Origin of the sequence: Acinetobacter pittii (genome assembly GCF_034067285.1) — a bacterium.
GTDB classification, from domain to species: Bacteria; Pseudomonadota; Gammaproteobacteria; order Pseudomonadales; family Moraxellaceae; genus Acinetobacter; species Acinetobacter pittii_E.
In genome coordinates, this window is the sequence record NZ_CP139286.1 from 737,614 (window position 1) to 762,608 (window position 24,995).

The 24,995-nt window shown below is 39.2% G+C and carries 25 protein-coding genes; 15 read left to right on the top strand and 10 right to left on the bottom strand.

Translation table 11 applies throughout. The features are described 5' to 3' along the window. Positions 1 to 10: 10 nt before the first annotated feature. From SOI81_RS03580 to SOI81_RS03595, 4 genes are all read left to right on the top strand, one after another. Positions 11 to 811: an RsiV family protein gene (locus SOI81_RS03580; RefSeq protein ID WP_320541245.1), complete on the top strand. Its 801-nt coding sequence runs from the start codon at positions 11 to 13 to the stop codon at positions 809 to 811. A 118-nt stretch (positions 812 to 929) separates the two neighbouring features. Next, the gene (gene serS / locus SOI81_RS03585; protein WP_262446493.1) at positions 930 to 2,201 is read left to right on the top strand and encodes a serine--tRNA ligase; all 1,272 of its coding nucleotides are present in this window, start codon (positions 930 to 932) and stop codon (positions 2,199 to 2,201) included. 67 nt (positions 2,202 to 2,268) lie between these two features. Next, positions 2,269 to 3,642: a siroheme synthase CysG gene (gene cysG, locus SOI81_RS03590; protein ID WP_262446492.1), complete on the top strand. Its 1,374-nt coding sequence runs from the start codon at positions 2,269 to 2,271 to the stop codon at positions 3,640 to 3,642. 43 nt (positions 3,643 to 3,685) lie between these two features. Beyond that, positions 3,686 to 4,159 (top strand): tRNA (cytidine(34)-2'-O)-methyltransferase, encoded by a 474-nt coding sequence (locus SOI81_RS03595; protein WP_002116042.1) that lies wholly within the window; start codon positions 3,686 to 3,688, stop codon positions 4,157 to 4,159. Positions 4,160 to 4,219: 60 nt separating this feature from the next. Here the strand turns inward: SOI81_RS03595 and SOI81_RS03600 are convergent, their stop codons facing one another. Then, the gene (locus SOI81_RS03600; protein WP_320541246.1) at positions 4,220 to 4,600 is read right to left on the bottom strand and encodes a helix-turn-helix domain-containing protein; all 381 of its coding nucleotides are present in this window, start codon (positions 4,598 to 4,600) and stop codon (positions 4,220 to 4,222) included. 117 nt (positions 4,601 to 4,717) lie between these two features. Between SOI81_RS03600 and SOI81_RS03605 the strand changes: the two genes are divergently transcribed. Beyond that, complete coding sequence (locus SOI81_RS03605; protein ID WP_239976015.1) at positions 4,718 to 5,278, top strand: flavodoxin family protein; 561 nt, start codon at positions 4,718 to 4,720, stop codon at positions 5,276 to 5,278. A 37-nt stretch (positions 5,279 to 5,315) separates the two neighbouring features. Here the strand turns inward: SOI81_RS03605 and yeeF are convergent, their stop codons facing one another. The 6 genes from yeeF to rpoD form a co-directional block, all read right to left on the bottom strand. Then, positions 5,316 to 6,701: an APC family permease gene (yeeF, locus tag SOI81_RS03610; RefSeq protein WP_224992937.1), complete on the bottom strand. Its 1,386-nt coding sequence runs from the start codon at positions 6,699 to 6,701 to the stop codon at positions 5,316 to 5,318. Positions 6,702 to 6,966: 265 nt separating this feature from the next. Next, complete coding sequence (gene dhaT, locus SOI81_RS03615; RefSeq protein ID WP_239976016.1) at positions 6,967 to 8,151, bottom strand: iron-containing alcohol dehydrogenase; 1,185 nt, start codon at positions 8,149 to 8,151, stop codon at positions 6,967 to 6,969. Between the two features lies 1 nt (position 8,152). Continuing rightward, positions 8,153 to 8,686 (bottom strand): hypothetical protein, encoded by a 534-nt coding sequence (locus tag SOI81_RS03620; protein ID WP_224992941.1) that lies wholly within the window; start codon positions 8,684 to 8,686, stop codon positions 8,153 to 8,155. An 81-nt stretch (positions 8,687 to 8,767) separates the two neighbouring features. Continuing rightward, positions 8,768 to 9,421: a lipoyl(octanoyl) transferase LipB gene (gene lipB, locus SOI81_RS03625; protein ID WP_224992943.1), complete on the bottom strand. Its 654-nt coding sequence runs from the start codon at positions 9,419 to 9,421 to the stop codon at positions 8,768 to 8,770. A 203-nt stretch (positions 9,422 to 9,624) separates the two neighbouring features. Further along, a complete protein-coding gene (locus SOI81_RS03630) occupies positions 9,625 to 9,912 on the bottom strand; it encodes a YbeD family protein (RefSeq protein ID WP_016143210.1) in 288 nt (95 codons plus the stop codon). A gap of 97 nt (positions 9,913 to 10,009) precedes the next feature. Beyond that, positions 10,010 to 11,896, bottom strand: a complete 1,887-nt coding sequence (rpoD, locus tag SOI81_RS03635; RefSeq protein ID WP_016143211.1) for an RNA polymerase sigma factor RpoD — start codon at positions 11,894 to 11,896, stop codon at positions 10,010 to 10,012. Positions 11,897 to 12,254: 358 nt separating this feature from the next. On the opposite strand from rpoD, the gene SOI81_RS03640 reads away from it, so the two are divergent. After that, positions 12,255 to 12,461, top strand: a complete 207-nt coding sequence (locus SOI81_RS03640) for a PA3496 family putative envelope integrity protein (RefSeq protein WP_002116495.1) — start codon at positions 12,255 to 12,257, stop codon at positions 12,459 to 12,461. Positions 12,462 to 12,535: 74 nt separating this feature from the next. After that, positions 12,536 to 13,060 (top strand): YecA family protein, encoded by a 525-nt coding sequence (locus tag SOI81_RS03645; protein WP_002116105.1) that lies wholly within the window; start codon positions 12,536 to 12,538, stop codon positions 13,058 to 13,060. Between the two features lie 124 nt (positions 13,061 to 13,184). On the opposite strand, the gene SOI81_RS03650 is transcribed toward SOI81_RS03645, so the two are convergent. Beyond that, a complete protein-coding gene (locus SOI81_RS03650; RefSeq protein ID WP_224992945.1) occupies positions 13,185 to 14,117 on the bottom strand; it encodes a rhodanese-related sulfurtransferase in 933 nt (310 codons plus the stop codon). A 111-nt stretch (positions 14,118 to 14,228) separates the two neighbouring features. On the opposite strand from SOI81_RS03650, the gene SOI81_RS03655 reads away from it, so the two are divergent. After that, a complete protein-coding gene (locus SOI81_RS03655; RefSeq protein ID WP_005064555.1) occupies positions 14,229 to 14,714 on the top strand; it encodes a DUF1289 domain-containing protein in 486 nt (161 codons plus the stop codon). A 75-nt stretch (positions 14,715 to 14,789) separates the two neighbouring features. Here SOI81_RS03655 and gltA read toward each other — a convergent pair whose 3' ends face one another. After that, a complete protein-coding gene (gene gltA, locus SOI81_RS03660) occupies positions 14,790 to 16,064 on the bottom strand; it encodes a citrate synthase (RefSeq protein ID WP_239976017.1) in 1,275 nt (424 codons plus the stop codon). 364 nt (positions 16,065 to 16,428) lie between these two features. Next, positions 16,429 to 16,533 carry a hypothetical protein gene (locus SOI81_RS03665; RefSeq protein WP_239968241.1) on the bottom strand — a complete coding sequence of 35 codons (105 nt, stop codon included), beginning with the start codon at positions 16,531 to 16,533 and terminating at the stop codon, positions 16,429 to 16,431. A 471-nt stretch (positions 16,534 to 17,004) separates the two neighbouring features. Between SOI81_RS03665 and sdhC the strand changes: the two genes are divergently transcribed. From sdhC to odhB, 7 genes are all read left to right on the top strand, one after another. Further along, the gene (gene sdhC, locus SOI81_RS03670) at positions 17,005 to 17,406 is read left to right on the top strand and encodes a succinate dehydrogenase, cytochrome b556 subunit (RefSeq protein ID WP_075384165.1); all 402 of its coding nucleotides are present in this window, start codon (positions 17,005 to 17,007) and stop codon (positions 17,404 to 17,406) included. Beyond that, positions 17,406 to 17,771, top strand: coding sequence for a succinate dehydrogenase, hydrophobic membrane anchor protein (gene sdhD / locus SOI81_RS03675; protein ID WP_000833672.1), 366 nt, complete (start codon positions 17,406 to 17,408; stop codon positions 17,769 to 17,771). The genes sdhC and sdhD overlap by 1 nt, the downstream gene beginning before the upstream one ends. 12 nt (positions 17,772 to 17,783) lie before the next feature. Continuing rightward, positions 17,784 to 19,619, top strand: coding sequence for a succinate dehydrogenase flavoprotein subunit (gene sdhA, locus SOI81_RS03680; protein WP_002116225.1), 1,836 nt, complete (start codon positions 17,784 to 17,786; stop codon positions 19,617 to 19,619). 14 nt (positions 19,620 to 19,633) lie between these two features. Beyond that, a complete protein-coding gene (gene sdhB / locus SOI81_RS03685; protein ID WP_004705893.1) occupies positions 19,634 to 20,344 on the top strand; it encodes a succinate dehydrogenase iron-sulfur subunit in 711 nt (236 codons plus the stop codon). A gap of 283 nt (positions 20,345 to 20,627) precedes the next feature. Beyond that, complete coding sequence (locus tag SOI81_RS03690; RefSeq protein WP_002116082.1) at positions 20,628 to 20,756, top strand: hypothetical protein; 129 nt, start codon at positions 20,628 to 20,630, stop codon at positions 20,754 to 20,756. 157 nt (positions 20,757 to 20,913) lie between these two features. Continuing rightward, positions 20,914 to 23,754 (top strand): 2-oxoglutarate dehydrogenase E1 component, encoded by a 2,841-nt coding sequence (gene sucA / locus SOI81_RS03700; RefSeq protein WP_016143215.1) that lies wholly within the window; start codon positions 20,914 to 20,916, stop codon positions 23,752 to 23,754. Continuing rightward, positions 23,754 to 24,947 carry a 2-oxoglutarate dehydrogenase complex dihydrolipoyllysine-residue succinyltransferase gene (gene odhB, locus SOI81_RS03705; protein ID WP_016143216.1) on the top strand — a complete coding sequence of 398 codons (1,194 nt, stop codon included), beginning with the start codon at positions 23,754 to 23,756 and terminating at the stop codon, positions 24,945 to 24,947. The genes sucA and odhB overlap by 1 nt, the downstream gene beginning before the upstream one ends. Positions 24,948 to 24,995 lie beyond the last annotated feature (48 nt).

Below are 24,995 nucleotides of genomic sequence, written 5' to 3' on the forward strand. Positions count from 1 at the left end.
GGTTAAATTCATGGGGATTATTATGCGACTTTACGATAAAAAAATTATTTGTATTCTTCCATTAATGGCTGCAATGGTAATTGTAAGCGGTTGCCAACCAAAGTCAGCAGCTAAAGAAGAGCAGGCTGCTTCAACTGCAAAAGTTAAAGAGACTAAAGAGGCTGATGTTCCTGTGATTCAAGCAAAAGTAATCCCAGTAAAATTGCCAAAATCAAAAGTTTGTTTAGAAGACGGATGTACGGAGTATGATTTTCAAACCGTACAGACTAATCAAAAATGGATTAATGATTACTTCACCAATCGTATAAAGAAAGCAGATCCGAATGCTTTTGCAAATTTAGCCGATCAACCTGTCGAAGTACCTGAAGGTGAACCGCGTTCGAGCCAAAGTGCAATTTATGTTCGTTATTTAGGACAAAATTATAATCTTGCGACTTTTGCATTACAGACTTATTCGTACTCAGCTGGTGCGGCTCATGGTATGTCTCATCAAGAGTTTGTAAATTTTGATTTATTAAATAAAAAGCACATTACTGTTGCTGAGCTTATTCAACCAGATGTTGAAAAACAGTTGGTTGATGCCCTCTATGATGCAAATACAAATTGGCTTCAAGAGCACAATATCAATCGTGAAAAACTTCAGCTAAGCGATAATTTTTACTATGGAGCGAATGGCATTGTATTTGTCTATCCAATCTATGAGTTGGCGTCTTATGCAGAGGGAATGTCTGAATTAACACTGCCGTATTTTGAAGCGAGTAAATTCATTAAACCTGAGTATTTGCCGAGTGTGCCAAACTATAAGTTCTAAAATAGGTGATCTATTCTAAGAATTGTGTGAAAGCTATTCGTTATGAAGATGATCACTATATTTTTTAGTGTTAAGGCCTTACACTATAGCCAGTTTTTTACCCATATTATGATTGATTATGATCGACCCTAAGTTACTCAGAAATAATATTGAAGCCGTTAATGCGGCTTTGGCAAAACGTGGTGTTCAATTAGATGTTCAAGAATGGGCTTCTTTAGAAACTCGCCGTAAAGACTTGCAATCGAAAACTGAAAAATTGCAGGCAGAACGTAATGCCGGTGCAAAACAAGTGGGTCAGATTAAAAAATCCGGTGGCGACGCTTCTGAAATCATGGCGCGTATGCAAGCCATTGGTGATGAAATCAAAGCTGCTGAAGTTGCTTTATCAGAGCTACAAAACGAGATTGAACAAAAAGCGCTGAGTATTCCTAACTTACCAGATGAATCTGTTCCTGCTGGTAAGGATGAAGATGATAACGTTGAAATCTCAACATGGGGCACGCCTCGTCAGTTTGATTTTGAAATCAAAGATCATACTGATTTAGGTGAGTGGATGGGCGGTTTAGAGTTTGAAACTGCGACTAAATTGACTGGCTCACGTTTTAGCGTATTGAAAGGTCCTTTAGCACGCTTACAACGTGCATTAACGCAATTCATGCTCGATACCCATACTTTAAAAAATGGCTATACAGAAGCTTATGTGCCTTATTTGGTAAATGCTGATTCACTGCGCGGTACTGGTCAGTTACCAAAATTTGAAGAAGATTTATTCAAACTTCAAGGCGAAAAAGAATATTACCTCATCCCTACAGCAGAAGTTCCTGTTACTAACTTCGTTCGTGATGAGATTATTGATGCCGAACGTTTACCTTTAAAATATGCAGCTCACACACCATGTTTCCGTAGTGAAGCAGGCTCTTATGGGCGCGATACACGTGGTTTAATTCGTCAGCATCAGTTTGATAAAGTTGAGATGGTGCAAATCGTTAAACCTGAAACTTCTATGCAGGCACTTGAAGAACTTACTGCTCATGCTGAGGGCATTTTGCAGGCACTTGGCTTGCCATATCGCAAAATTTTGCTCTGTGGTGGGGATATGGGCTTTGGTGCGACTAAAACTTACGACTTAGAAGTCTGGGTTCCAAGCCAAAATACTTATCGTGAAATCTCAAGCTGCTCTAATATGGGGGATTTTCAGGCACGCCGCATGAAAGCACGCTACAGAATGGATCAAAAGAAGACCGAATTGGTGCACACTTTAAATGGTTCAGGTCTTGCAGTTGGACGTACTTTGCTTGCTGTGATGGAAAATTACCAACGTGAAGACGGTTCTATCGAGATTCCAGAAGTATTACGCCCATATATGGGTGGTGTAACGTTTATTGACTAAGCTTTGCATCTAAATTGTGCACGGTTTTTGCTTAACCTAAATCAGATGATTCATGTAGAGGTTTAAGGTGGATATTTTTCCAATCTCTTTAAAGTTGCAAAAGCAACGTTGTCTGATTGTGGGTGGTGGGCATATTGCGCTACGTAAAGCAAACCTTCTAGCCAAAGCAGGAGCGGTAATTGATATTATTGCTCCTGCAATTGAAGAGCAGCTTTTACAGTTGGTCAAAACGGCCGGTGGAGAGTATTTTGCCGAGTCTTTTGCTGAAAAAGTATTAAATACGTCTTATCGATTAGTCATTGCGGCAACTAATGATGCGCAGGTGAACAAAGCTGTTTTTGAGCAATGTGAAGCGCGTAATTTACTGGTAAATAGTGTCGATGATATTCCGCATTGCCGATTTATGGTTCCAGCCATTATTGACCGTTCTCCATTAATTATCTCTGTTGCTTCAAATGGGGCGTCACCAGTTTTATCGAGACAACTTCGTACTCAAATAGAGACAATTGTTCCGCATGGCATGGGTAAGTTGGCTGAGTTTTCTGGTCAATGGCGTAAGCAAGTAAAAGAAAAGATTATTAACCCCGATGAGCGTCGAATCTTTTGGGAAAACCTCTATGCTAGCCCATTAAAAGAACAAGTTTTTAATGACAATTTAGACGTTGCAAATGATTTGATTCAGCAAGCCTTAACAGAATGGACAGCACCTAAAGGTGAAGTTTATTTGGTAGGGGCTGGACCCGGTGATCCAGAGTTGCTGACACTAAAAGCATTACGTCTTATGCAACAAGCAGATGTCGTGATTTATGATCGTCTTGTTTCTGCACCCATCTTAGAACTTTGCCGCCGTGATGCGACTAAAATTTATGTGGGTAAAGCTCGTTCGAATCACTCTGTTCCCCAAGATGGCATCAATGCTTTACTGGTTGAGTATGCTCAAAAAGGAAAGCGTGTTTGTCGTCTAAAAGGTGGTGATCCGTTTATCTTTGGGCGTGGTGGTGAAGAAATTCAAGAGCTGGTTGAAGCGAATGTCACTTTCCAAGTTGTACCGGGTATAACTGCAGCATCAGGCTGTTCAGCTTATGCAGGTATTCCCTTAACACATCGTGATTATGCGCAAAGTGTTCGTTTCTTGACTGGGCATTTAAAGGAAGGTTCACCTGAACTTCCTTGGAATGAGCTGGTTTATGAAAATCAAACTTTGGTTTTATATATGGGGCTGGTTGGCTTGGAGCGTATTTGTGAGCAACTTATTGCTCATGGTCAGCGTGCCAATATGCCGGTGGCTTTAATCTCTAAAGGAACCACACCAGAACAGAAAGTTGTTGTTGGAACATTAGCTGATATCGCAACTAAAGTATCTGAACATCATATCGTGGCGCCAACTTTAACTATTATTGGTGAAGTGGTAAGTTTACGTGAACAGTTAAAATGGCAATAAGCTCATTTGAGTTTCTTGCTGATTATTTAAGTCGAGAAAATTTGTGATTCATGTTGTCCTATACGAGCCTGAAATTCCTGCCAATACAGGCAATATCATTCGTTTATGTGCTAATACGGGCGCACAGTTGCATTTAGTCAAACCTCTAGGTTTTGAATTAGATGATAAAAAACTCAAACGAGCAGGCCTTGATTATCATGAATGGGCACGTATGCAGATTTGGGACAACATAGAGCTTTGCCTTGCAGATTTAAAAGCTAAAGGTGTCGAGCATGTTTTTCCCCTCACCACTAAAGGTTCCGCAACTCCACATACGGTTGATTTGAATCGGCCTGTGGCTTTACTGATGGGGCCAGAAACACGTGGTTTGCCTGAGCATGTTCGCTTAATGTTTCCACAAGAACAGTGGATTCGTTTGCCGATGGCTGAAAACTCAAGAAGTTTAAATTTATCTAATGCAACGGCCGTGATTGTTTATGAAGCATGGCGTCAGCAGGGTTTTAAAAACTTAGGATAAGTTAATAGTTTTTAAATAAAAATAAGGTCACAGTTGTGGCCTTATTTTTTTCTAAATTATTTAAGCCTGTTCTAATGCTTTTTCGTCATATGTATTTTGGGCTGCTAAAACCTGTTCAATATTGGTTTCAGCCCATTCCTTTAATTGGAAGGCCATTGCAGCTACATTTTGCCCCAGCGACGTTAGTGAGTAATCAACACGAATAGGAGAGGTATTCTGGATTTTACGTTCGATAAAACCATCTCTTTCTAGCATTTTTAGTTTTTGTGATAAGACTTTAGGAGAAATGCCTTGTATATTCTTTTTGAGCAAATTGAAGTGCTGAGTTTCCTCTTCAAGCACATTTAAAATCAATAAAACCCACTTATCTGCAATTTTTTCAAAAAATAAACGAGCAGGGCAATGTTGTTGAAAAATATTATATTTTAGACATTCATTCATACTATTTACCTACTAATTTCTTAAAAAATTACCATAGTTACCAGTTAGTAACTAATTGACACCTAGTTTCTAAAATATATCATAAAGTGGAATTTAATAAAACAAAGGTTTGCTCCCATGTCTAATTCTAATATCGCGGTTGTATATTTCTCTGGTTATGGCCATACCAAAGTAGTGGCTGAAACGTTTGCAAATGAAATTAATGCTCAGCTCATTCAAATTGATCAGGAAGGTAATATTACTGATCAAGATTGGCAGACATTAAATGATGCAGAGGGGATTGTTTTTGGTGCTCCGACTTATATGGGCACAGCGCCATGGCAGTTTAAAAAGTTTGCTGATGCAACTTCGAAAGTGTGGTTTACACGTGGTTGGCAAGATAAAGTCTTTGCAGGTTTTACAAACAGCGCGAGCTTAAATGGGGATAAGCAGGTTACTCTTATTCAATTACAAACTTTAGCTTCGCAGCATGGCGGAATCTGGGTGAGCCTTGGTTTATTACCGGCGAATACAAAAGATGCAACACGTGAGGATGTAAATAACTTAGGCGGTTCAGTTGGGCTTTTGGTTCAATCACCTTCAGATGCAAGTGTAGAGGAAGTTCCTACTGGAGATCTTGAAACAGCGAAGCTTTATGCTCAACGTGTACAAAAGATTGTGAACAAAATTTTTGGTTAATTTGACCATAAAAAAGGCGCTTTAAGCGCCTTTTTTATTATTCATGTTCATTATGCTGCGGAGCATTATATTTGAAGCCTTTGGTTTTGTAGGCCAAATAACCTACACCAATAACCGCCCAAGCTAAGCCAATTTGTAAGGCAAGCTTATCAATCTCAAGCCACATCATAAACACACTGGCAAAACCAAGTGTTGGTATAACAATATAATTGACGATGTCTTTAAACGTTTTATTCTTGCCATCTCTTAATGCATAGCGAGAAATAACAGAGAAGTTAACAAAACTAAAAGCGGTTAAAGCACCAAAACTAATCAAGTTGACAATATGCTCAAGATCTAAGAAACCAGCGGATAAAGCAACTACACCTACAATAAGAATGTTGTAAGTTGGGGTGTGTAGTCTTGGACTAATATGACCAAATAATTTCTTGTTGATTACGCCGTCGCGTCCCATCACATACATTAAACGAGATACGCCTGCATGTGCAGAAATACCCGATGCCATAACAGCGACTACAGCAAAATATAAAACCAAAGTTTTAAATGCAATACTACCAATCGCAGCGACCATCACTGGCTGTGACTCATCGAGGGGATTAAAGTAAGCATTTGGGTTACTTGGGAAATATAATTGGATGAAGTAAGTACTTACAATAAAAATAATACCTGCAAGTAATGCCGTAGTGAAAATAGCTTTCGGAAGTGTTTTCTCGGCGTCTTTTGTTTCTTCGGCGAGAGAAGATAAAGCATCAAACCCAGTGAAAGAGAAGCAGAGTACAGTAGCACCAGCAATTAAGGCACTTACAGATGTCATGTCGTTCCAAAAAGGAGTCAATGACCACAACGCAGCTTTATCCGGATTTAAAGTTCCGTCTGCATATACACCTTGAGTAAGTAAAATATATACCTGATAAACGAAATAAAAAATTACGCCAAGCTGAATAACAACGATCGTACTGTTAAAACGCGCGACGAATCGTGCACCAAATAAGTTAATAACGGTCATTAGGGTGGTTAAACCAATCACCCATAGCCAGTTATTTACCTCTGGAAAAAGAGCTCTTAGATAAATATCTGCCAAAATAATATTAACAAGCGGTGACAGTAAATAGTCTAACCAAGAAGACCAACCCACCATAAAACCAACATTAGGATGAATTGATTTTTGGGCATAAGTATAGGCTGACCCAGAAGAAGGGTAGCGCTTAATCATATGTCCATAACTGATCGATGTTAATAAAATTGCGACTAATGCAAAGATGTAGGAAGTTGGTACATGACCGCCACTTCGCTCTGATACTAAACCAAAAGTATCGAATAACGTTAATGGCTGAATGTAAGCTAAACCAATAATAATAATGTGCCAAAGCACAAGATTCTTTTGAAGTTTAGCTGTTGGTTTAGTCCCAGATAAATTTGTCAACGGCGTTATCCTCATAATCGTTGATCAAGGATCAGCTTGGTGTTAAGGATCGTTTGAGACGAACGATCCCCCCTACAGAAAAAGATAAAGTGCGCCAATCTATCCTAAATTGATGCAAATTGTCAGTACTTTCATCGATTTTTTAGCAAATTTTTTGCCATATTTCCAAATAAAATGATGAGCAAAAATTCATGACTATAAAAAAGGTCTGATTTTGTTTAAAAATCAGACCTTTAGAATTGAGGTTCAAATTTAACTTATCGAATTACCATGCTTTTTGTAAGATATCTCGAATATCTTTTAAGCTAGCTTCTTTAGGATTGTAAATAATTGAGCCATCATTTAGTGCTTTTTCTGCAATTTCATCGAGCTGAGCTTCATTTACTTTACCTGTTTCGCGTAAAGTGCGTGGTAACTTGGTTAAAGTAAATAGACGGTCACGCATTGCCAAAATCGTAGCAATTGCTCTATCTGCACGTTGAGTTGCTGGAGTTTGTGCATAGATATCAGCACCAGCTAACGGTAATAGTAACTCACCAACTTTCTGCCCATTTACCTGCTTATTATATTCAAGCACATAAGGTAAGAATAAATTCATGCATAACCCATGGGGCAGGTGAGCAACAGCACCTAAAGCATGTCCTAAAGAGTGTACAAGTCCTACCATTGAATTAGAAAATGCAATTCCCGCCATTGTTGAGGCTTGTGCTAGTTCTAAACGACCTTGCTGGTCATTTGGATTTTCTAAGACATTAAATAAGTTTTCACTAATTTTCTTAATCCCCGCACTTGCATATGCATCACTTAATGGATTAGCAGCCAAACATGTATAGGCTTCAACACAATGCGTTAAAGCATCCATACCTGTCATTGCGGTTAAATGAGGTGGTAGTGTAAGGGTCATGCGTGGATCTAAAATCGCTGCATGTGGCATGAGGTAGGCAGATGTGAATGCTAATTTAACATTCTTTTGTGTATCTGAAACCACAGCAACCATAGTCACTTCAGATCCAGTACCTGAAGTTGTGGGAATTACAAAAAATGGTTTTAATGGTTTTGGTAAGTTATGTGCGCCAACATATTGCAGAAGGTCATCTCCACCTTCAGATACTAAAATGTTAGTGGCTTTAGAGGTGTCAATAACTGAACCACCACCTACTGCAATAATCGCATCACATTTATTGGTGCGATAAGCTTCTGCTGCCAAACGAACCACTTCTAAACTTGAATCAGGTGGTACATCATCAAAGACATGAGCAATAACAGTATCTGTGGTACTAAATGCAGCTTCAATCGGGGACAACAAACCATTCGCACGTACACCTTTATCTGTAATGATAAGAGGACGTTTTGCACCTAAAGTTGCAAGTTCAAATGGAATATGTTCTAACGCAGCGTTACCAGCAATGACTTTTACAGGACAAAAGAATTCGTAATATGGTTTAGCCATGTTATGCGCTCCGCTTGAAATAGGATTTGGCTACTTTTAAGTAAATATTTGCAGCCTCGTTGAATTTTTCTTTTAGGGTAAGTTCTGTTGGGTATTCTTTGACTGCAAGTGACGCAACCAATTTAGGTAAAATAAGAGATTCCATTCTATTTAAACAACGAACAAAGCGGATTCCAGCAGACACATCACCATCGGCGATCATACGATCATTAGCAAATGCCTGAGCAGTACTTTCTTGAAAAGAAAATACTATAAATGCATGAGTTACATGTTTGAATGTGATGGTTAAGTCCGGCTTTCTTTCAGCTCTTTTGAGTAGCTCTAACTGTTTGTCTTCTGTGACCCGAGCAAAAAATGCTGGTCCATTTGGGAAAACATTCATTGAAAGTACAAAGTGAACAGGAAATTTAGATACTTCCTCTTGTATTTCAGTGTCCACTTGACTCGCCATGACTAAGCCACGACCAATAACATCCATCATGAGCTTAACATAGGCAAGTTGCAGAGTAGGCTTTACAGCTTTTGTCGAAATCACTCGCGTATCCCTTGTTAAAATTATGCAAAAGCAAATTTAGAGTAATTACTCTAATCCATTTTTATTTCATCGCAAAGCGATTTATTCAGATTTGACTTCTGGGTCATTAAAGTACCCAGTATTCTTAATATACTCAATAAAGTCTTGGCAAAGTTGAGTGAATGATGGATAGGGAGTCACTAAATCTTGTATGCGGACCATTTCTAAACCTGCATAACCGCAAGGATTGATAGTTTGGAACCCATCTAACGCACAGTCCAAGTTTAATGCTAATCCATGATAGCTACGGCCACGACGAATTTTAAAACCTAAAGAACCAATTTTACGACCATCCACATATACTCCAGGAGCATCGGGCTTGGCATATGCTTCAATTCCGTATTTTTTCAAAATATCTATCATGAATTGTTCAGCAAAACTGACCAATGTACGTACGTTCCATTTTAGACGATTAAGATCAAACATGAAGTAGGCAACGAGTTGACCTGGTCCATGCCAAGTTACTTGCCCACCACGGTCAGTTTGTACTACGGGGATATTTGATGAAATTAGGATATGTTCAGGTTTACCAGCTTGACCTTGGGTTAAGACATTATGATGTTGAAGTAACCATAACTCATCAGGCGTATCTTGATCACGCTCGTTTGTTAAGAGTTTCATGGTTTCAAACTTGCTTTGATAATCTTGTAAATCGTTCCATTGCCGAATGATCAAGTTGGGTTTATCAAGGCTCATCACAATATCTTCCTATAAGTTAGTTTATGCGGCATCCAGTTAACATCTACTAGATAAAAGCCGAAAACTTTGTAATTTTAAAGGATTTTGTAAAAGGAATTCTAAATATTTGTAGGGCTTTTCGTGGCTTGTTAACTTTAAAATTTCCAAAAAAATACCACAGTAAGAATATCTAACTGTGGTATTCATTGAAGAACTTAAAATTAAAGCGCAGTTCTAATCTGCGGGCAAGCAGCCAAGTCGGCATAAAGTGCATGAACTTGTTCTAATTCTTCAAAGCGCAATTGTGCTGTTAAAGAATGATACTTGCCGGTGCGAGATTCTTGAACTTTTAATGTTGAGTCATCAAAGTCTGGGAAATGTTTCACCAAAATATCGACTACTGCAACACGTAATTCTTCACCCGCATCGCCAATAAGTTTAATTGGATAATCCATCGGAAATACCCAAAGATGTTCTTGTAGTTCGCGAGATGGAGTGCGGTCTAACATAAGTTACCTCATGATTTGAAACGCCTGCATTATCGCAGGCGTTTATAGCTCTTTCTATTAAATGGGGCTTGGTTTTGAAATTTCAAGCTTTCAAAAATTAGTCATTTTCCAAGAAAGAACGTAAGTGTTCAGAACGAGAAGGGTGGCGTAATTTACGCAATGCTTTCGCTTCAATCTGACGAATACGTTCACGTGTTACGTCAAATTGTTTACCTACTTCTTCAAGTGTGTGATCGGTTGGCATATCAATACCAAAACGCATCTTCAATACTTTCGCTTCACGTTCAGTTAAGTTTTCCAATACTTCACGAGTTGCTTCTTTTAAGCCTTCTGAAGTCGCAGCATCAATTGGAGAAGTGATGTTTTGATCTTCAATGAAATCGCCAAGATGCGAATCTTCATCATCACCAATAGGTGTTTCCATCGAGATCGGTTCTTTCGCAATTTTAAGTACTTTACGAACCTTAACTTCATCCATTTCTAAACGTTCACCTAATTCTTCAGGTGTTGGTTCACGGCCCATTTCTTGTAACAATTGACGAGATACGCGGTTGATCTTATTAATCGTTTCAATCATGTGTACTGGAATACGAATTGTACGAGCCTGATCGGCGATCGAACGGGTAATTGCCTGACGAATCCACCAAGTTGCATAAGTCGAGAATTTATAACCACGACGGTATTCAAACTTGTCTACAGCTTTCATCAAACCAATGTTCCCTTCTTGAATCAAGTCAAGGAACTGTAAACCACGGTTGGTATATTTCTTCGCAATCGAAATTACCAAACGAAGGTTGGCTTCTACCATTTCTTTCTTGGCACGACGTGCTTTCGCTTCGCCAATTGCCATACGTTTAGAGATATCTTTAATTTCAGCAACGCTTAAACTAAGCTCTTTCTCAATATCTGCAATCTTTTGCTGGAATGCTAAAACATCAGGACGAACTTTTTCTAAATGTGCCTTGATTTCAGCAGGAGCTTTAGCAATTTGTTCGTCTAACCAAGCTGGATTAGATTCTTGTTTAGGGAAAGATGTACGGAATTGAGTACGGTCCATACGGCCACGACGGACTGCATAACGCATGATTTCACGTTCATTGGCACGAATTTGCTCATGTGTACCACGAATCATTTCAGAAATGATATCGAATAAACGAGGTGTAAATTTAAACATCATGAATACAGTAGCTAAAGCTTCTAAAGCTTCTTCAGCCTCTGGGCTATTACGACCATGTTTTTCAACTGCAGCTTTTGTTTTAGCCCAAGCAGCTTCTAGTTCAGTAAAACGAACTTTCGCTACTTCAGGGTCTGGACCTGAATCACCTTCAGAGTCATCATCACCTTCAGACTCTTCTTCTTCATCGTCATCATCAAGCTTAACTTCTTTGGTTGATTTTGAAGATGATTCGTCTTCTTCTTCAAGCTCTTCAACTTCTTCTAAAACTTCTGGAATATCTTCATCAGTTTCAGGATCGAGATAACCAGATAAAATATCGGCAAGACGACGTTCGCCAGTTAGGAAATCATTATATTCTTTTAATACAACTTCAACAGCATTTGGCCAGTAAGCGATTGAATTAAGGACATCACGGATACCTTCTTCAATACGTTTGGCAATGCTGATTTCACCTTCACGGGTTAACAGCTCAACTGTACCCATTTCACGCATGTACATACGTACAGGGTCTGTCGTACGTCCAGGCTCATTTTCAACCGATGCAAGTACGGCAGCAGCTTCTTCTTCAGCAACCTCATCAGTTGCTTCAGCCGACTCACCGAACATGGTATCGTCAGATTCAGGTGCACGCTCGTGTACAGGAATACCAACGTCTTGAAGCATTTGAATAATGTCTTCAATCTGTTCGCTTTCAGTAATCGAGTCCGGCAGATGATCGTTAACCTCAGCGTAAGTTAAGTAACCTTGTTCTTTGCCTCGGCTAATCAGAGCCGCTACTTGAGAAGTAGGGGAATGCATATCGCTCATCTTTGCTTACTCTTTGTTGAATCTGTGGCAGTGAAAAACCGTGCATGATAGCACAATTTGCTTGAAATGTTTTGGCTTTGATCAGTAACCGTTAAATAAAAAATATCTTTGAATTCACGTCTGTTTTTTGAATATTGGGCTAAAATCATTTTTTTCAAGCTTAAATCATCGAAAAGATCATAGAATTTTTTTTTGTTCAAAAAAATAGTTCAGGTTTATAAATACACAATTTTTTGGGTGAAAAAAAGTACAAATATGCAGTTTAATGAAAAAAATATAAATAAAACTTGACACGGTTAAATAAGCAAGATAAATAGCGGCTAGACCCATTCACATTTTTTCATTAGAGGTAGTTTTAGTGTCTTCTACAGATTTTGAATTAGATGATAACTACGGTGATGATGATGATGTCGGTTTTGATGAGTCATCAGGCAAAATCACTGCGAAAGAATCATTAGAAAAACGTAGATTAATTGATGATCTATTGGCTCAACGTCGTTTAGAGCGTGAGTTAAAAGATTTTGATTACGATTTAGACGATGATGATCTTGATGATGAAGACTAATCAAATCTGAATAGGGCATCGTCAGCTTAGATGCTATGCTATCGTAGATTTCTTTTTTATAGTCAGGTAACACAATGAGTGCGTTAGATTTAGACCAATTAAGTGAATATCTAGATGGAGACCACAATGAGTATGGTCTAGATTTCGCTGCAACTCATGGTTTTCTGTGTGCAATTGCAGTAGGCCCTCAGTTTGATCGTTGGTTGGATGAATTATTTGATAATAACCATAAAAAGGTTCCTGCCGAAATTATTCAGCAGATCAAAGCATGGTTAGAGTCAATTCGACAAGACTTAGCAAATGAAAATGGGATTGAATTTCCGTTTGAAATTGAAGAAGCCGATGTTGAGTCTAGCTTAGGCGACTGGAGTGTTGGATTTGTTGATGCAATGTTCTTAAATGAAGATGCATGGTTTGCACCTGAATACGAAGAACAACTAATTGATTTAACTTTACCAATGATGGTATTTAGTGGAATTGATGAAGAAGATCCTCAGATGGAATCTTTCCGTCGTAATGGACAGTTAATGGATGAACTGGCAGAAGAAATCCCAGATAATTTGAATGAATTATACTTGATGTATCATACGCCAAATTAATTTATTAGAAGAAATAATAAATAACGTCCTTTCTAGGGCGTTTTTTATTATGAAAAATTAAGTGATATAAAATAAAAAAGGGCATTTAGAAATCTAAATGCCCTTTGAAAACTATTTTATATTTTTATAGACGTTTACGCTTTGCAGCAGCAATTTGTGACTGGCGCATACGGAAACCAGCTTTTTGCTTTTCAGTGGTCTTGTCGATGCAATAAACGCAAGAAACACCGTGTTCATAACTAGGTAGAGCCGACTCTTCAGGAGTTAAAGGCCAACCACAAGCATGACATTTAATGTTAACGCCTTCTTCGACGCCATGAGTTACAGCAGTACGGCCATCAAATACAAAACATTCACCTTCCCATAAACTTTCATCAGCTGGGGTTTCTTCTAAATACTTAAGAATACCGCCTTTAAGGTGGTAAACCTCTTTAAATCCTTCTTGAAGAAGTAAAGAAGTTGATTTTTCGCAGCGAATACCGCCAGTACAGAACATCGCAATTTTTTTATCTTTATGTTGCTCTAATTCTTTCTTAACGTATTCTGGAAACTCACGGAATGTTTCTGTTTTAGGATCAATTGCACCCTTGAACGTACCTGCTTTATATTCATAGTCGTTGCGTGTGTCGATTAAAATTACATCATCACGTGCAATTAAATCATTCCATTCTTTAGGATCAAGGTAGTGACCCACTAAGTCGCGTGGTTTAACTTCAACGCCTAAAGTTACAATTTCTTCTTTAAGCTTAATTTTCATTTTGCGGAAAGGTTTGTCAGAGCTATGGGATTCTTTGTATTCCATAGAGCCGAAGCCTTCATTGAGCAAAAATTGATGTAACGTATCAATTGCTACGCGATCGCCAGCAACAGTACCATTAATTCCTTCACCTGCTACAATCAGAGTTCCACAGAGGTTAATTGTTTTCACTAAGTCTAATAAGCGTTGTTGAAGATCGGCAGGATCTTGAACTTCTTTAAATTGATATAGTGCGGCAACAACCCAACCTGCGGTCGCTTGCTGTTCTACAGGTGCAAGCTGTTCTACAGTAGCGTTCATGGAAAACTCCAAATGTATTAAGATAGAAATTTAAGGCGCATATTTTAGCGCGAAAATTTGTAATAAGCGAGAAAACCATAAAAAGTATATGGTTTATTTAAGGAGTTTGTTTTGAGTAATGATCATCGAACGCTCTCTCTCACCCCATGTGCAGGGCGTTGTTCAACAGTTTTTGGTGATCAGGTTTGCCGTGGTTGTCGTCGTTTTAACCACGAGGTGATTCAATGGAATACTTATACAGCAGAGCAGCGTTTGGCTGTATGGAAGCGTTTAGACGATCAGTTGAATCAAATCTTAGTACCGATGCTGCCTCATGCAGACTTACAGCATGTTGAGGGCTTCATTTTAAGTAAGCGTGTTCGGTTAATGGAAGGGGCGAGCCAAGGTCGTAAGCTTTATCACGCTTTAAAAATATGTGAAAAGAATAAACATCTTGCACACGAGAGTGGTTTGGGTATTTCGGAGTCTCAAGTCAAAACCATATGGGTAGAATTTGAAAGACGTGTTTTAGCTTTGGCTAAAGCGAGCTATGAATTGGCTTGGTTGCGAGCAGATGGAATTAGCCATCACTTGTTAACTATGTATGAAGAAGAATAAGTTTAGAGTAGAAAAAAGACTTAAATAAAAAAGCTGCCAGAAGGCAGCTTTTTTTCATTAATTTTCTTTCAAATATTAACGTTTGATGTTGCGTTGAGTCTCACCAGTATAAAGCTGACGAGGACGACCGATTTTGTAAGGACCGCTGTGCATTTCTAACCAGTGGCTGATCCAACCAACTGTACGTGCAAGAGCGAAGATTACAGTAAACATTTCTGTTGGGATACCAATCGCTTTAAGGATGATACCTGAGTAGAAGTCTACGTTAGGGTAAAGTTTACGCTCAACAAAGTACGGGTCGTTCAATGCGATACGCTCAAGTTCCATAGCAAGTGCTAATTGAGGATCGTTGATACCTAAAGCTTCAAGAACTTCGTCACAAGTTTGCTTCATCACTTTAGCGCGTGGATCGAAGTTTTTGTAAACGCGGTGACCGAAGCCCATAAGTTTAACTTCTTTGCGTTTAACTTTTTCCATGAACTCAGCAACGTTTTCAACGCTACCGATTTCATCAAGCATTTTAAGAACTGCTTCGTTTGCGCCACCGTGAGCAGGTCCCCAAAGTGCAGAGATACCCGCAGAGATACATGCATACGGGTTTGCACCAGTAGAACCAGCAAGACGTACTGTAGATGTAGAAGCATTTTGCTCATGGTCAGCATGAAGCGTGAAAATACGATCCATTGCGCGAGCAAGAACAGGATTTACTTTGTAATCACGGTCAGCAGGAGTTGCAAACATCATGTGCAAGAAGTTTTCCGCATAACTTAAATCGTTACGTGGATAGATGAATGGTTGACCTACTGTGTATTTGTAACTCCAAGCAGCAAGTGTTGGAATTTTTGCAATTAAACGAATTGCAGTAATTTCACGGTGGTTGATATCTTCAATATCTAGGTTGTTGTGATAGAACGCAGATAATGCACCTACAACACCTACCATGATCGCCATTGGGTGAGCGTCACGACGGAAACCATTGAAGAAACGGCTAACTTGATCATGAACCATAGTATGAGCACGAACTTTCGTATCAAACTCAACTTTTTGTTCAGCAGTTGGGAGCTCGCCATTTAATAATAAATAACAAGTTTCAAGATAGTCTGCTTGAGTTGCTAACTGGTCAATTGGGTAACCGCGGTGTAATAAAATACCTTTGTCACCATCAATGAAAGTAATTTTAGATTCGCATGCGGCTGTCGCCATAAAACCAGGATCGAAAGTAAAATGACCTTCTTTCAGTATGCTGCTGACATCAATTACATCTGGACCTAAAGTGCCACTGTAGATTGGTAAACCAATTTCTTTGCCATCAAGATGTAATACGGCTTTTTTGCCATTTGCTTCAGACATTCAATAGATCTCCTGTCCTGGTGAATGTTGATCTGACTCGAAATCCTAATGTTCTCATGTGCGAATCAGACGGTGTCAAAATTTGCTATAAGATTAGTGAGTACTGAAATTTTGTCAATTATACTTATGGATAAAAAATGACGTTCCCACAGAGAGTTAGTCATCAAGACCCGAGCAAAAAAGTCAGTAAAATCACTGCATCGGGATGGTATAATAAGTCAATTCAACAGGAACGTGCAGAAAAAAAATGAAGGGTGAGTACAATTGTAAGCAAATTTTTAAATTGAAATTCAAAATAATAAGACGGTAGAAAATGCCAATCTAATTAAAAAAATCATAAAACTCATGATGTAATTTAAAATTACTAATCAAAAAACAATGTATTTTTATTTAGTTGTAACAAAGAATATTGTTCTTTTTTTAAGTTTAATTGTATAAAAAATAGCTTATCAGACGTGATTGAAATAATAAGAAATTTTTTAAAATAGATTTAACTTTTTAAAAGTAGTGCAGATTATCTAATATGTATTTGAATATAAGTAGTTTCACTTATTTGAATTGTGGCCTGATTACAAAATATGAGGTATTGCCATCATTTTTCTATTTATATGAGGAATTTATAACTTTATCTTTAGTCTAAAATAGACTTATTTAAAAGAAATTTCAGAAAAAATGAAATTAAATAAAAAGTTATTTTAAACAATGACATGATGTGTAGGGACTTCTTCTTTTTATAGGAGTAGTGAAGGAATATTGTTATGAATGATTCTTATTTAATGATTTTTTGCTGAAAAGGCAAAGTGGATCGTTTGTATTTTGATACTTCGCGTTTTATAATTCAGTGTCGTTTATAGGTTAGGCATGAGCTGTGCTTGCCTAACAATGCCAGCTTTCCTTGGAATTAATTCAACAAACTCCGGTCGGAGTTTCTACCTACAGGATGCCCGCTGTGAAAAGCAACAGACCTGTCAATTTGTCCATGGGTCAGGTGTTAGCGGTAAATTTACGCTCACCCGTGGCTATTGCATCAATTTTACACCGTTTATCAGGTGTCATCGTTTTCTTATTAGTACCAGTTCTCTTATGGATTCTAGATAAATCATTATCTTCACCAGAAGGATTTGACTACGTTAAAAATGTCGTTTTTGGAAATATCCTTGTACGTTTTGTTGTTTGGGTATTTGCAGCCGGCTTGATATTCCACTTTATTGCTGGAGTTAAGCACTTACTTGCAGATTTAGGTTTTGCTGAAGAACTGCAAAGTGGTCGTATTGCAGCGACAATTTCATTGATCTTATCTGTGGTAGCCATTATCGCAGCCTTTGTATGGATTATGTTCTAATGAAAAGTGCTACAGGTTTAACTGGTTCAGGTTCTCGTGATTGGTTTATCCAGCGTGTAAGTGCGGTTGTATTAGCGGCTTATACTGTTGTTCTTTTTGGTTGGATTCTCTGCAAAGGCGGATTTGACTATCAACAGTGGGCTGGCTTCATGATGACATTACCAATGAAGATTTTTTCTTTATTGGCAATTTTATCGCTTATCGCACACGCATGGATTGGTATGTGGCAAGTTTTCACTGACTATGTCACTACACGTCAAATGGGTCCTTCAGCGAAAGGTTTACGCCTTGTACTGACGACGGCTGTCATTATTGCAGTGTTTGTGTACGCAATCTGGGGTATCCAGATTTTCTGGGCGAATTGATAGGAAGATATCATGGGCGCGATAACCCCTAAAGAAGATTATTCAAATATTCAAAACCTCACTTTCGATGCAGTTATCGTTGGTGGTGGTGGTTCTGGTATGCGTGCATCTTACCAACTCGCTCAAGCGGGTTTGAAGGTTGCAGTGCTCACTAAAGTTTTCCCGACACGTTCGCACACAGTAGCCGCTCAAGGTGGTATCGGTGCGTCGTTAGGTAACATGCAAGAAGATAACTGGCATTTCCACTTTTACGATACAGTAAAAGGTTCTGACTGGTTAGGTGACCAAGACGCCATTGAATTTATGTGTCGTGAAGCACCAAAAGTTGTGTATGAACTTGAACACATGGGTATGCCTTTTGACCGTAACGCTGATGGTACAATTTACCAACGTCCGTTCGGTGGTCACTCTGCTAACTATGGTGATAAACCAGTTCCACGTGCTTGTGCTGCAGCAGACCGTACAGGTCATGCGTTATTGCACACGCTTTATCAAAGCAACGTGAAAATGGGTACTCAGTTCTTCGTTGAATGGATCGCTCTTGATTTGATCCGTAACGAAGCAGGTGATGTTCTTGGTGTAACAGCGATTGACCAAGAAACTGGTAACATCGCAGTATTCCAAGCAAAAGCGACATTATTTGCGACTGGTGGTGCTGGTCGTGTTTACCGTGCATCAACAAATGCTTATATCAATACTGGTGACGGTCTTGGTATGGCTGCTCGTGCAGGTATTCCATTACAAGATATGGAATTCTGGCAATTCCACCCAACAGGTGTTGCGGGCGCTGGTGTATTGTTGACTGAAGGTTGTCGTGGTGAAGGTGCGATCCTTCGTAATAAAGACGGCGAACCGTTCATGGAACGTTATGCACCGACTTTAAAAGACTTGGCTCCACGTGACTTCGTATCACGCTCTATGGACCAAGAAATTAAAGAAGGTCGTGGTTGTGGTCCAAAAGGTGATTATATCTTACTTGATATGACTCACTTGGGTGCTGATACAATCATGAAGCGTTTACCATCTGTATTTGAGATTGGTAAAAAATTCGCGAACGTTGATATCACTAAAGAACCAATTCCTGTAGTACCAACAATCCATTATCAAATGGGTGGTATTCCTACGAATATGCATGGTCAAGTGTGCTTACCTGAAGCAGGTACAGACAATTACACTAAACCTGTAAAAGGTTTCTATGCAATTGGTGAATGTTCTTGTGTATCAGTACATGGTGCAAACCGTTTAGGTACTAACTCACTTCTTGACTTGGTTGTATTTGGTAAAGCTGCTGGTGAGCACATTATCGACTACGTAACTAAGCATCATGGTGATGAATATGCACCGCTTCCAACAAACGTATTAGAGCAAACATTAGATCGCGTACGTAAATTGGATGAGTCAACTTCTGGTGAAAATGCTCAAGAAGTTGCTGATGCAATTCGTGATATCGTTCAAGACCATGCTGGTGTATTCCGTACTCAAGCTTTGCTTGATAAAGGTGTAAAAGAGATCCTTGCTCTTGAGCCACGTGTACGTAATATTCACTTGAAAGATAAATCTAAAGTATTTAACACTGCACGTGTTGAAGCGCTTGAAGTTGAAAACTTATATGAAGTTGCAAAAGCGACATTAATTTCAGCTGCTGCGCGTAAAGAATGTCGTGGTGCGCATACGGTAGTTGATTATGAATTACCAGCTGATCACCCAACTTATTCATACGGTCGCCGTGATGATGAGTGGATGAAGCATACTTTATGGTATTCATCAGACAACCGTTTGGAATATAAGCCAGTGCGCTTCAAACCGTTGACTGTTGATGCAATTCCACCAGCACCACGTACATTCTAATCGGGAGTATAAAGATGAGTAGAGGTACTCGTACATTCGAAATCTACCGCTATGATCCTGATAAGGATAAAGCGCCGTACATGCAAACTTTCAAGCTTGAATTGACTGATAAGCACCGTATGTTGCTTGATGCATTACTTGCATTGAAAGTTCAAGACGAAACATTAACATTCCGTCGTTCTTGCCGTGAAGGTATTTGTGGTTCGGATGGTGTGAATATTAATGGTAAAAATGGTTTGGCTTGTTTATGGAATTTAAACGACTTACCTGAGAAAATTGTAATTCGTCCATTACCAGGTTTGCCGGTTATTAAAGATTTGGTTGTTGATATGAACCAATTCTATGATCAATATGACAAAATTCAGCCATTCTTGATCAATAACCAGCCAGCTCCACCTAAAGAGCGTTTACAGTCTCCTGAAGAGCGTGAACACTTAAATGGTCTGTATGAGTGTATTCTTTGTGCATGTTGTTCAACTTCATGCCCATCATTCTGGTGGAACCCTGATAAATTCTTGGGTCCTTCAGCGTTGTTGAATGCATACCGTTTTATTATCGACTCTCGTGATACTGCTACTGCAGACCGTTTAGCTCGTCTTGACGATCCGTTCAGTTTGTTCCGTTGTAAAGGTATTATGAATTGTGTGTCAGTATGTCCTAAAGGTCTAAACCCTACAAAAGCAATCGGTCACATCCGTAATATGCTATTAGATCAAGCGGGTTAATTCTGCACAAATGGAAAACGCGCATCCTTGATGTGCGTTTTTTTTTAATTTTATAATGTAAACTTTAGACTTTGGTCGAAAAGAGCGAGGTTTTTATATATTGCACCATATATTAAAAGATAAAATCGCTTATGTATTTCGCCAATTTATAGGTGGTATGTGTCAAAAAAATCAATCGTTGTTTAAGAACATGATACGATTTGCCACAAAGTTATAGGTGAAAAAAGCGTATACTAGTAGAATTAATTTAAGTAGCACGATCTTAGATCTGTGCTTAATTTTTATGGTTAAAGTCATTTTAGAAAAGTTAATTTTAAAGTTAATTTTTCTAAAAAGATTTGCAAAAAATTGCTCGGTTTTAATCGAGTATAAGGTGAGTGATGATGCCATTGAGGGCGTTGTGATTCATTAATTACCTATGGAGTTTTCTCTCTAGGTAGTATGACGCCCCATGGTCTTAAAGACCTGTTGGGTAAGTAATGCCTTTTTTACCAATTTGGCATTATGCATCATGGGTATGCTTAAAAGGCAGCCTGTAATATTTTTTGCAATAGGAAATGGGTCCACAAATGCAAGAAGTTGCTGACGCATTGCGTCTTGACACTGAACTTTCCGCTGATAGTGCAGCGTATATTGAAGAACTTTACGAGCAGTACCTGACTTCCCCAACCTCTGTAGCTGAGGACTGGCGCCAATATTTCGATAAATATCCAAAGGGTGACCAACCACACAGCGCTGTGCGTGAGCAATTCCTATTACTAGGACGTAATGCTAATCGTGTTCAACCTGTTGTACAAAGTACGGTAAGTACTGAGCATGAGCGTCGTCAAATTGGCGTTTTACAACTTATTGCTGCTTATCGTAATCGCGGACATCAAAAAGCTAAATTAGATCCATTAGGTCTTGCTAAGCGTGAAGAGATTCCAGATTTAGATCTTTCAGCTCACGGTTTAACCAAATCAGATTTAGACACTGTATTCAATACTGGCAATCTTGAAATCGGCAAAAGTGAAGCAACGCTTGCTGAAATGATTGAAGCAATGGAGGCAATCTATTGTGGTTCAATCGGTGTTGAATACATGCATATCGTGGACACAAAAGAAAAGCGTTGGATTCAACAGCGTCTTGAAAGTGCTCGTGGTAAATTCAATTACACAAATGATCAAAAGAAAGGCTTCTTAGAGCGTTTAACTGCTGCAGAAGGTCTTGAAAAATATCTTGGTAATAAATACGTCGGTGCTAAACGCTTTGGTGTTGAAGGCGGCGAATCTTTTATTCCTATGGTAAACGAGATTATCCAGCGTGCTGGTGCTGTAGGTTGTAAAGAAGTTGTTATTGGTATGCCACACCGTGGCCGCTTAAACCTTCTTGTGAATATTATGGGTAAAAACCCTGCGGACTTATTTGGTGAGTTCGAAGGTAAATCAATTCATAAAAAAGGTTCTGGCGACGTTAAATACCACCAAGGTTTCTCAAGTAATGTAATGACTCCAGGTGGCGAAGTTCACTTGGCATTGGCATTTAACCCATCTCACTTGGAAATTGTTGGGCCTGTAGTTGAAGGTTCTGTACGTGCACGTCAAGTACGTCGTAGAGACATTGGCGGTGATGACGTTTTACCAGTGATTGTTCATGGTGATGCGGCATTTGCAGGTCAAGGCGTGAACATGGAAACCTTCCAAATGTCACAAACTCGTGGCTATACGGTTGGTGGTACAGTTCATATTATTGTGAACAACCAAGTAGGTTTCACAACTTCTGATCCTCGTGATGCACGTTCTACAGAATACTGTACAGACGTTGCTAAAATGATTCAGGCACCAATTTTCCATGTAAATGGTGATGATCCTGAAGCTGTTATCTTTGCTACTCAATTAGCACATGATTTCCGTCACGAATTCCGTAAAGATGTTGTTATCGATTTGTTCTGTTATCGCCGTCGTGGCCATAACGAAGCAGATGAGCCATCTGGTACACAACCATTGATGTATCAAGTAATTGCTAAGAAGGCAACTACTCGTACACTTTATGCTGATCAACTTGTTCAACAAAAAGTAATTGATCGTGCTGAAGCAGACCAAATGGTTGAAGATTATCGTTCTGATTTAGAAGCGGGTAATCATGTAGCAAATGCATTAATTCTTGAACCAAATACCAAAATGTTTGTAGATTGGACTCCATATTTGGGCCATGACTACACAGACGATTGGGATACTTCATTTGACTTAAATCGCTTAAAAGAATTAGGCGAGGGCATGAGCAAACTTCCTGAAGGGTTTGTAATGCAGCGTCAGGTTCAAAAAGTAATTGAAGATCGCGTAAAAATGCAAACTGGTGAAACTCCTTTAAACTGGGGTGCAGCAGAAACTTTAGCTTATGCAACTTTACTAGATGAAGACTATCTAGTTCGTATTACTGGTGAAGACGTGGGTCGTGGTACCTTCTCACACCGTCATGCGAAATTGCATAACCAAGCTGACGGTTCAACTTACATTCCTCTTTGTCATGTTAAAGAGAACCAACCACGTTTTGCAATTTACGATTCTTTATTGTCTGAAGAAGCTGTTCTTGCTTTCGAATATGGTTATGCAACTACAATTCCTAAGAGCTTAATTATTTGGGAAGCACAATTTGGTGACTTCGTAAACTGTGCTCAGGTTGTAATTGACCAGTTCATTGCTTCTGGTGAGACTAAGTGGGAGCGTGTTTGTGGTTTAACAATGTTGTTACCACACGGTTTCGAAGGTCAAGGTCCAGAACACTCATCAGCTCGTTTAGAACGTTTCTTACAGTTATGTGCTGAAGATAATATGCAAGTGATCACTCCAACGACACCTGCACAGATTTTCCACGCATTACGTCGTCAAGCTGTACGCCCAATTCGTAAGCCATTGATTGTAATGTCACCAAAATCTTTACTTCGTCATAAACTTGCGACTTCTACTTTAGAAGAGCTTGCAAATGGTTCATTCCAAACTGTAATTGACGAAATCGATCAAATTAATAAGTCAGATGTAACTCGTCTTGTACTTTGTGGCGGTAAAGTTTATTACGACTTACTCGAAAAACGTCGTGAACAAAACTTAACTAATGTCGCAATTGTACGTATTGAACAGTTGTATCCATATCCAGAGCAACGTCTTGCAGAAATCTTGGCTGCATATCCAAACGTGAAAGAACTTGTTTGGGCACAAGAAGAGCCGAAGAACCAAGGCGCATGGTTATTTATTGCACCTCGTTTATATGACGATATCTTAAAGTCTGGCAAACAAATCCGTATCAGTTTTGCAGGTCGTGAAGCTTCTGCTGCACCAGCTTGTGGCTCACCGTACTTGCATGCAAAACAACAAGCTCAGCTAATTAATGATGCATTGGCAATCGAAGCTGAACAATCAGGAGATTCTCAATAATGGCAACCGAAATTAAAGCACCGGTATTCCCAGAGTCTGTTGCAGATGGAACCATCGCAACTTGGCATAAAAAGGTGGGTGAACCTGTATCACGTGACGAAGTGATCTGTGATATTGAAACCGACAAAGTTGTTTTAGAAGTTGTTGCTCCTGCTGATGGTAGCTTAGTTGCGATCATTAAAGATGAAGGCGATACAGTTCTTTCTGACGAAGTGATTGCTCAGTTTGAAGCTGGTGCTGGTGCAGCAGCGGCTGCTCCTGCAGTAGAGCAAGCGGCTGCTCAGACTCAAGCTGGTGCGGCTCCTGTTGTTGAGCGTACAGAAACTGTATCTGACCAAGCTCCTGCAGTTCGTAAAGCGTTAACTGAATCTGGTATTGCTGCTGCTGACGTACAAGGTACTGGCCGTGGTGGTCGTATCACTAAAGAAGATGTGGCAAACCATCAAGCTAAACCAGCTGCTAACGTTACTCCGTTAAGCGTAGCTGTTGGTGAGCGTATCGAAAAACGTGTTCCAATGACTCGTTTACGTAAGCGTGTAGCTGAGCGTCTTCTTGCTGCTACTCAAGAAACAGCAATGTTAACTACATTCAACGAAGTTAACATGAAGCCAATCATGGAATTACGTAAGCAATATAAAGATGCGTTTGAAAAACGCCATGGTGCTCGTTTAGGCTTCATGTCATTCTTTGTTAAAGCTGCTACTGAAGCACTTAAACGCTACCCAGCGGTAAATGCTTCAATTGATGGCGATGATATTGTTTATCACGGTTACTATGACATCGGTGTTGCAGTATCTTCTGATCGTGGTCTTGTTGTTCCAGTATTACGTGATACTGACCGTATGAGCTATGCAGAAGTTGAAGCAGGTATTGCTGCTTATGCTGGTAAAGCACGTGATGGTAAATTATCTATCGAAGAAATGACTGGTGGTACTTTCACAATCACTAACGGTGGTACTTTCGGTTCATTACTTTCAACTCCAATTTTGAATCAGCCACAAACTGGTATCTTGGGTATGCACAAAATCCAAGAGCGTCCTATGGCTGTAAATGGTCAAGTTGAAATCTTGCCAATGATGTATTTAGCGCTTTCTTATGACCACCGTATGATCGATGGTAAAGAAGCTGTAGGTTTCTTGGTAGCAATCAAAGAATTGTTAGAAGAACCAGCTAAACTCATCCTTGATCTTTAATTTCTTCGAATAATATTACCGAGGTAGAGTGATCCTCTATCTCGGACC

Bases quoted from the DNA above. Each gene is read 5' to 3' on its own strand.
- SOI81_RS03580 (WP_320541245.1), top strand. From the start codon at position 11: ATGGGGATTATTATGCGACTTTACGATAAAAAAATTATTTGTATTCTT.
- serS (WP_262446493.1), top strand. From the start codon at position 930: ATGATCGACCCTAAGTTACTCAGAAATAATATTGAAGCCGTTAATGCG.
- SOI81_RS03600 (WP_320541246.1), bottom strand. From the start codon at position 4,600: ATGAATGAATGTCTAAAATATAATATTTTTCAACAACATTGCCCTGCT.
- SOI81_RS03605 (WP_239976015.1), top strand. From the start codon at position 4,718: ATGTCTAATTCTAATATCGCGGTTGTATATTTCTCTGGTTATGGCCAT.
- dhaT (WP_239976016.1), bottom strand. From the start codon at position 8,151: ATGGCTAAACCATATTACGAATTCTTTTGTCCTGTAAAAGTCATTGCT.
- lipB (WP_224992943.1), bottom strand. From the start codon at position 9,421: ATGAGCCTTGATAAACCCAACTTGATCATTCGGCAATGGAACGATTTA.
- SOI81_RS03630 (WP_016143210.1), bottom strand. From the start codon at position 9,912: ATGTTAGACCGCACTCCATCTCGCGAACTACAAGAACATCTTTGGGTA.
- rpoD (WP_016143211.1), bottom strand. From the start codon at position 11,896: ATGAGCGATATGCATTCCCCTACTTCTCAAGTAGCGGCTCTGATTAGC.
- SOI81_RS03645 (WP_002116105.1), top strand. From the start codon at position 12,536: ATGAGTGCGTTAGATTTAGACCAATTAAGTGAATATCTAGATGGAGAC.
- SOI81_RS03650 (WP_224992945.1), bottom strand. From the start codon at position 14,117: ATGAACGCTACTGTAGAACAGCTTGCACCTGTAGAACAGCAAGCGACC.
- gltA (WP_239976017.1), bottom strand. From the start codon at position 16,064: ATGTCTGAAGCAAATGGCAAAAAAGCCGTATTACATCTTGATGGCAAA.
- sdhC (WP_075384165.1), top strand. From the start codon at position 17,005: ATGCCCGCTGTGAAAAGCAACAGACCTGTCAATTTGTCCATGGGTCAG.
- sdhD (WP_000833672.1), top strand. From the start codon at position 17,406: ATGAAAAGTGCTACAGGTTTAACTGGTTCAGGTTCTCGTGATTGGTTT.
- sdhA (WP_002116225.1), top strand. From the start codon at position 17,784: ATGGGCGCGATAACCCCTAAAGAAGATTATTCAAATATTCAAAACCTC.
- sdhB (WP_004705893.1), top strand. From the start codon at position 19,634: ATGAGTAGAGGTACTCGTACATTCGAAATCTACCGCTATGATCCTGAT.
- SOI81_RS03690 (WP_002116082.1), top strand. From the start codon at position 20,628: ATGGTTAAAGTCATTTTAGAAAAGTTAATTTTAAAGTTAATTTTTCTA.
- sucA (WP_016143215.1), top strand. From the start codon at position 20,914: ATGCAAGAAGTTGCTGACGCATTGCGTCTTGACACTGAACTTTCCGCT.
- odhB (WP_016143216.1), top strand. From the start codon at position 23,754: ATGGCAACCGAAATTAAAGCACCGGTATTCCCAGAGTCTGTTGCAGAT.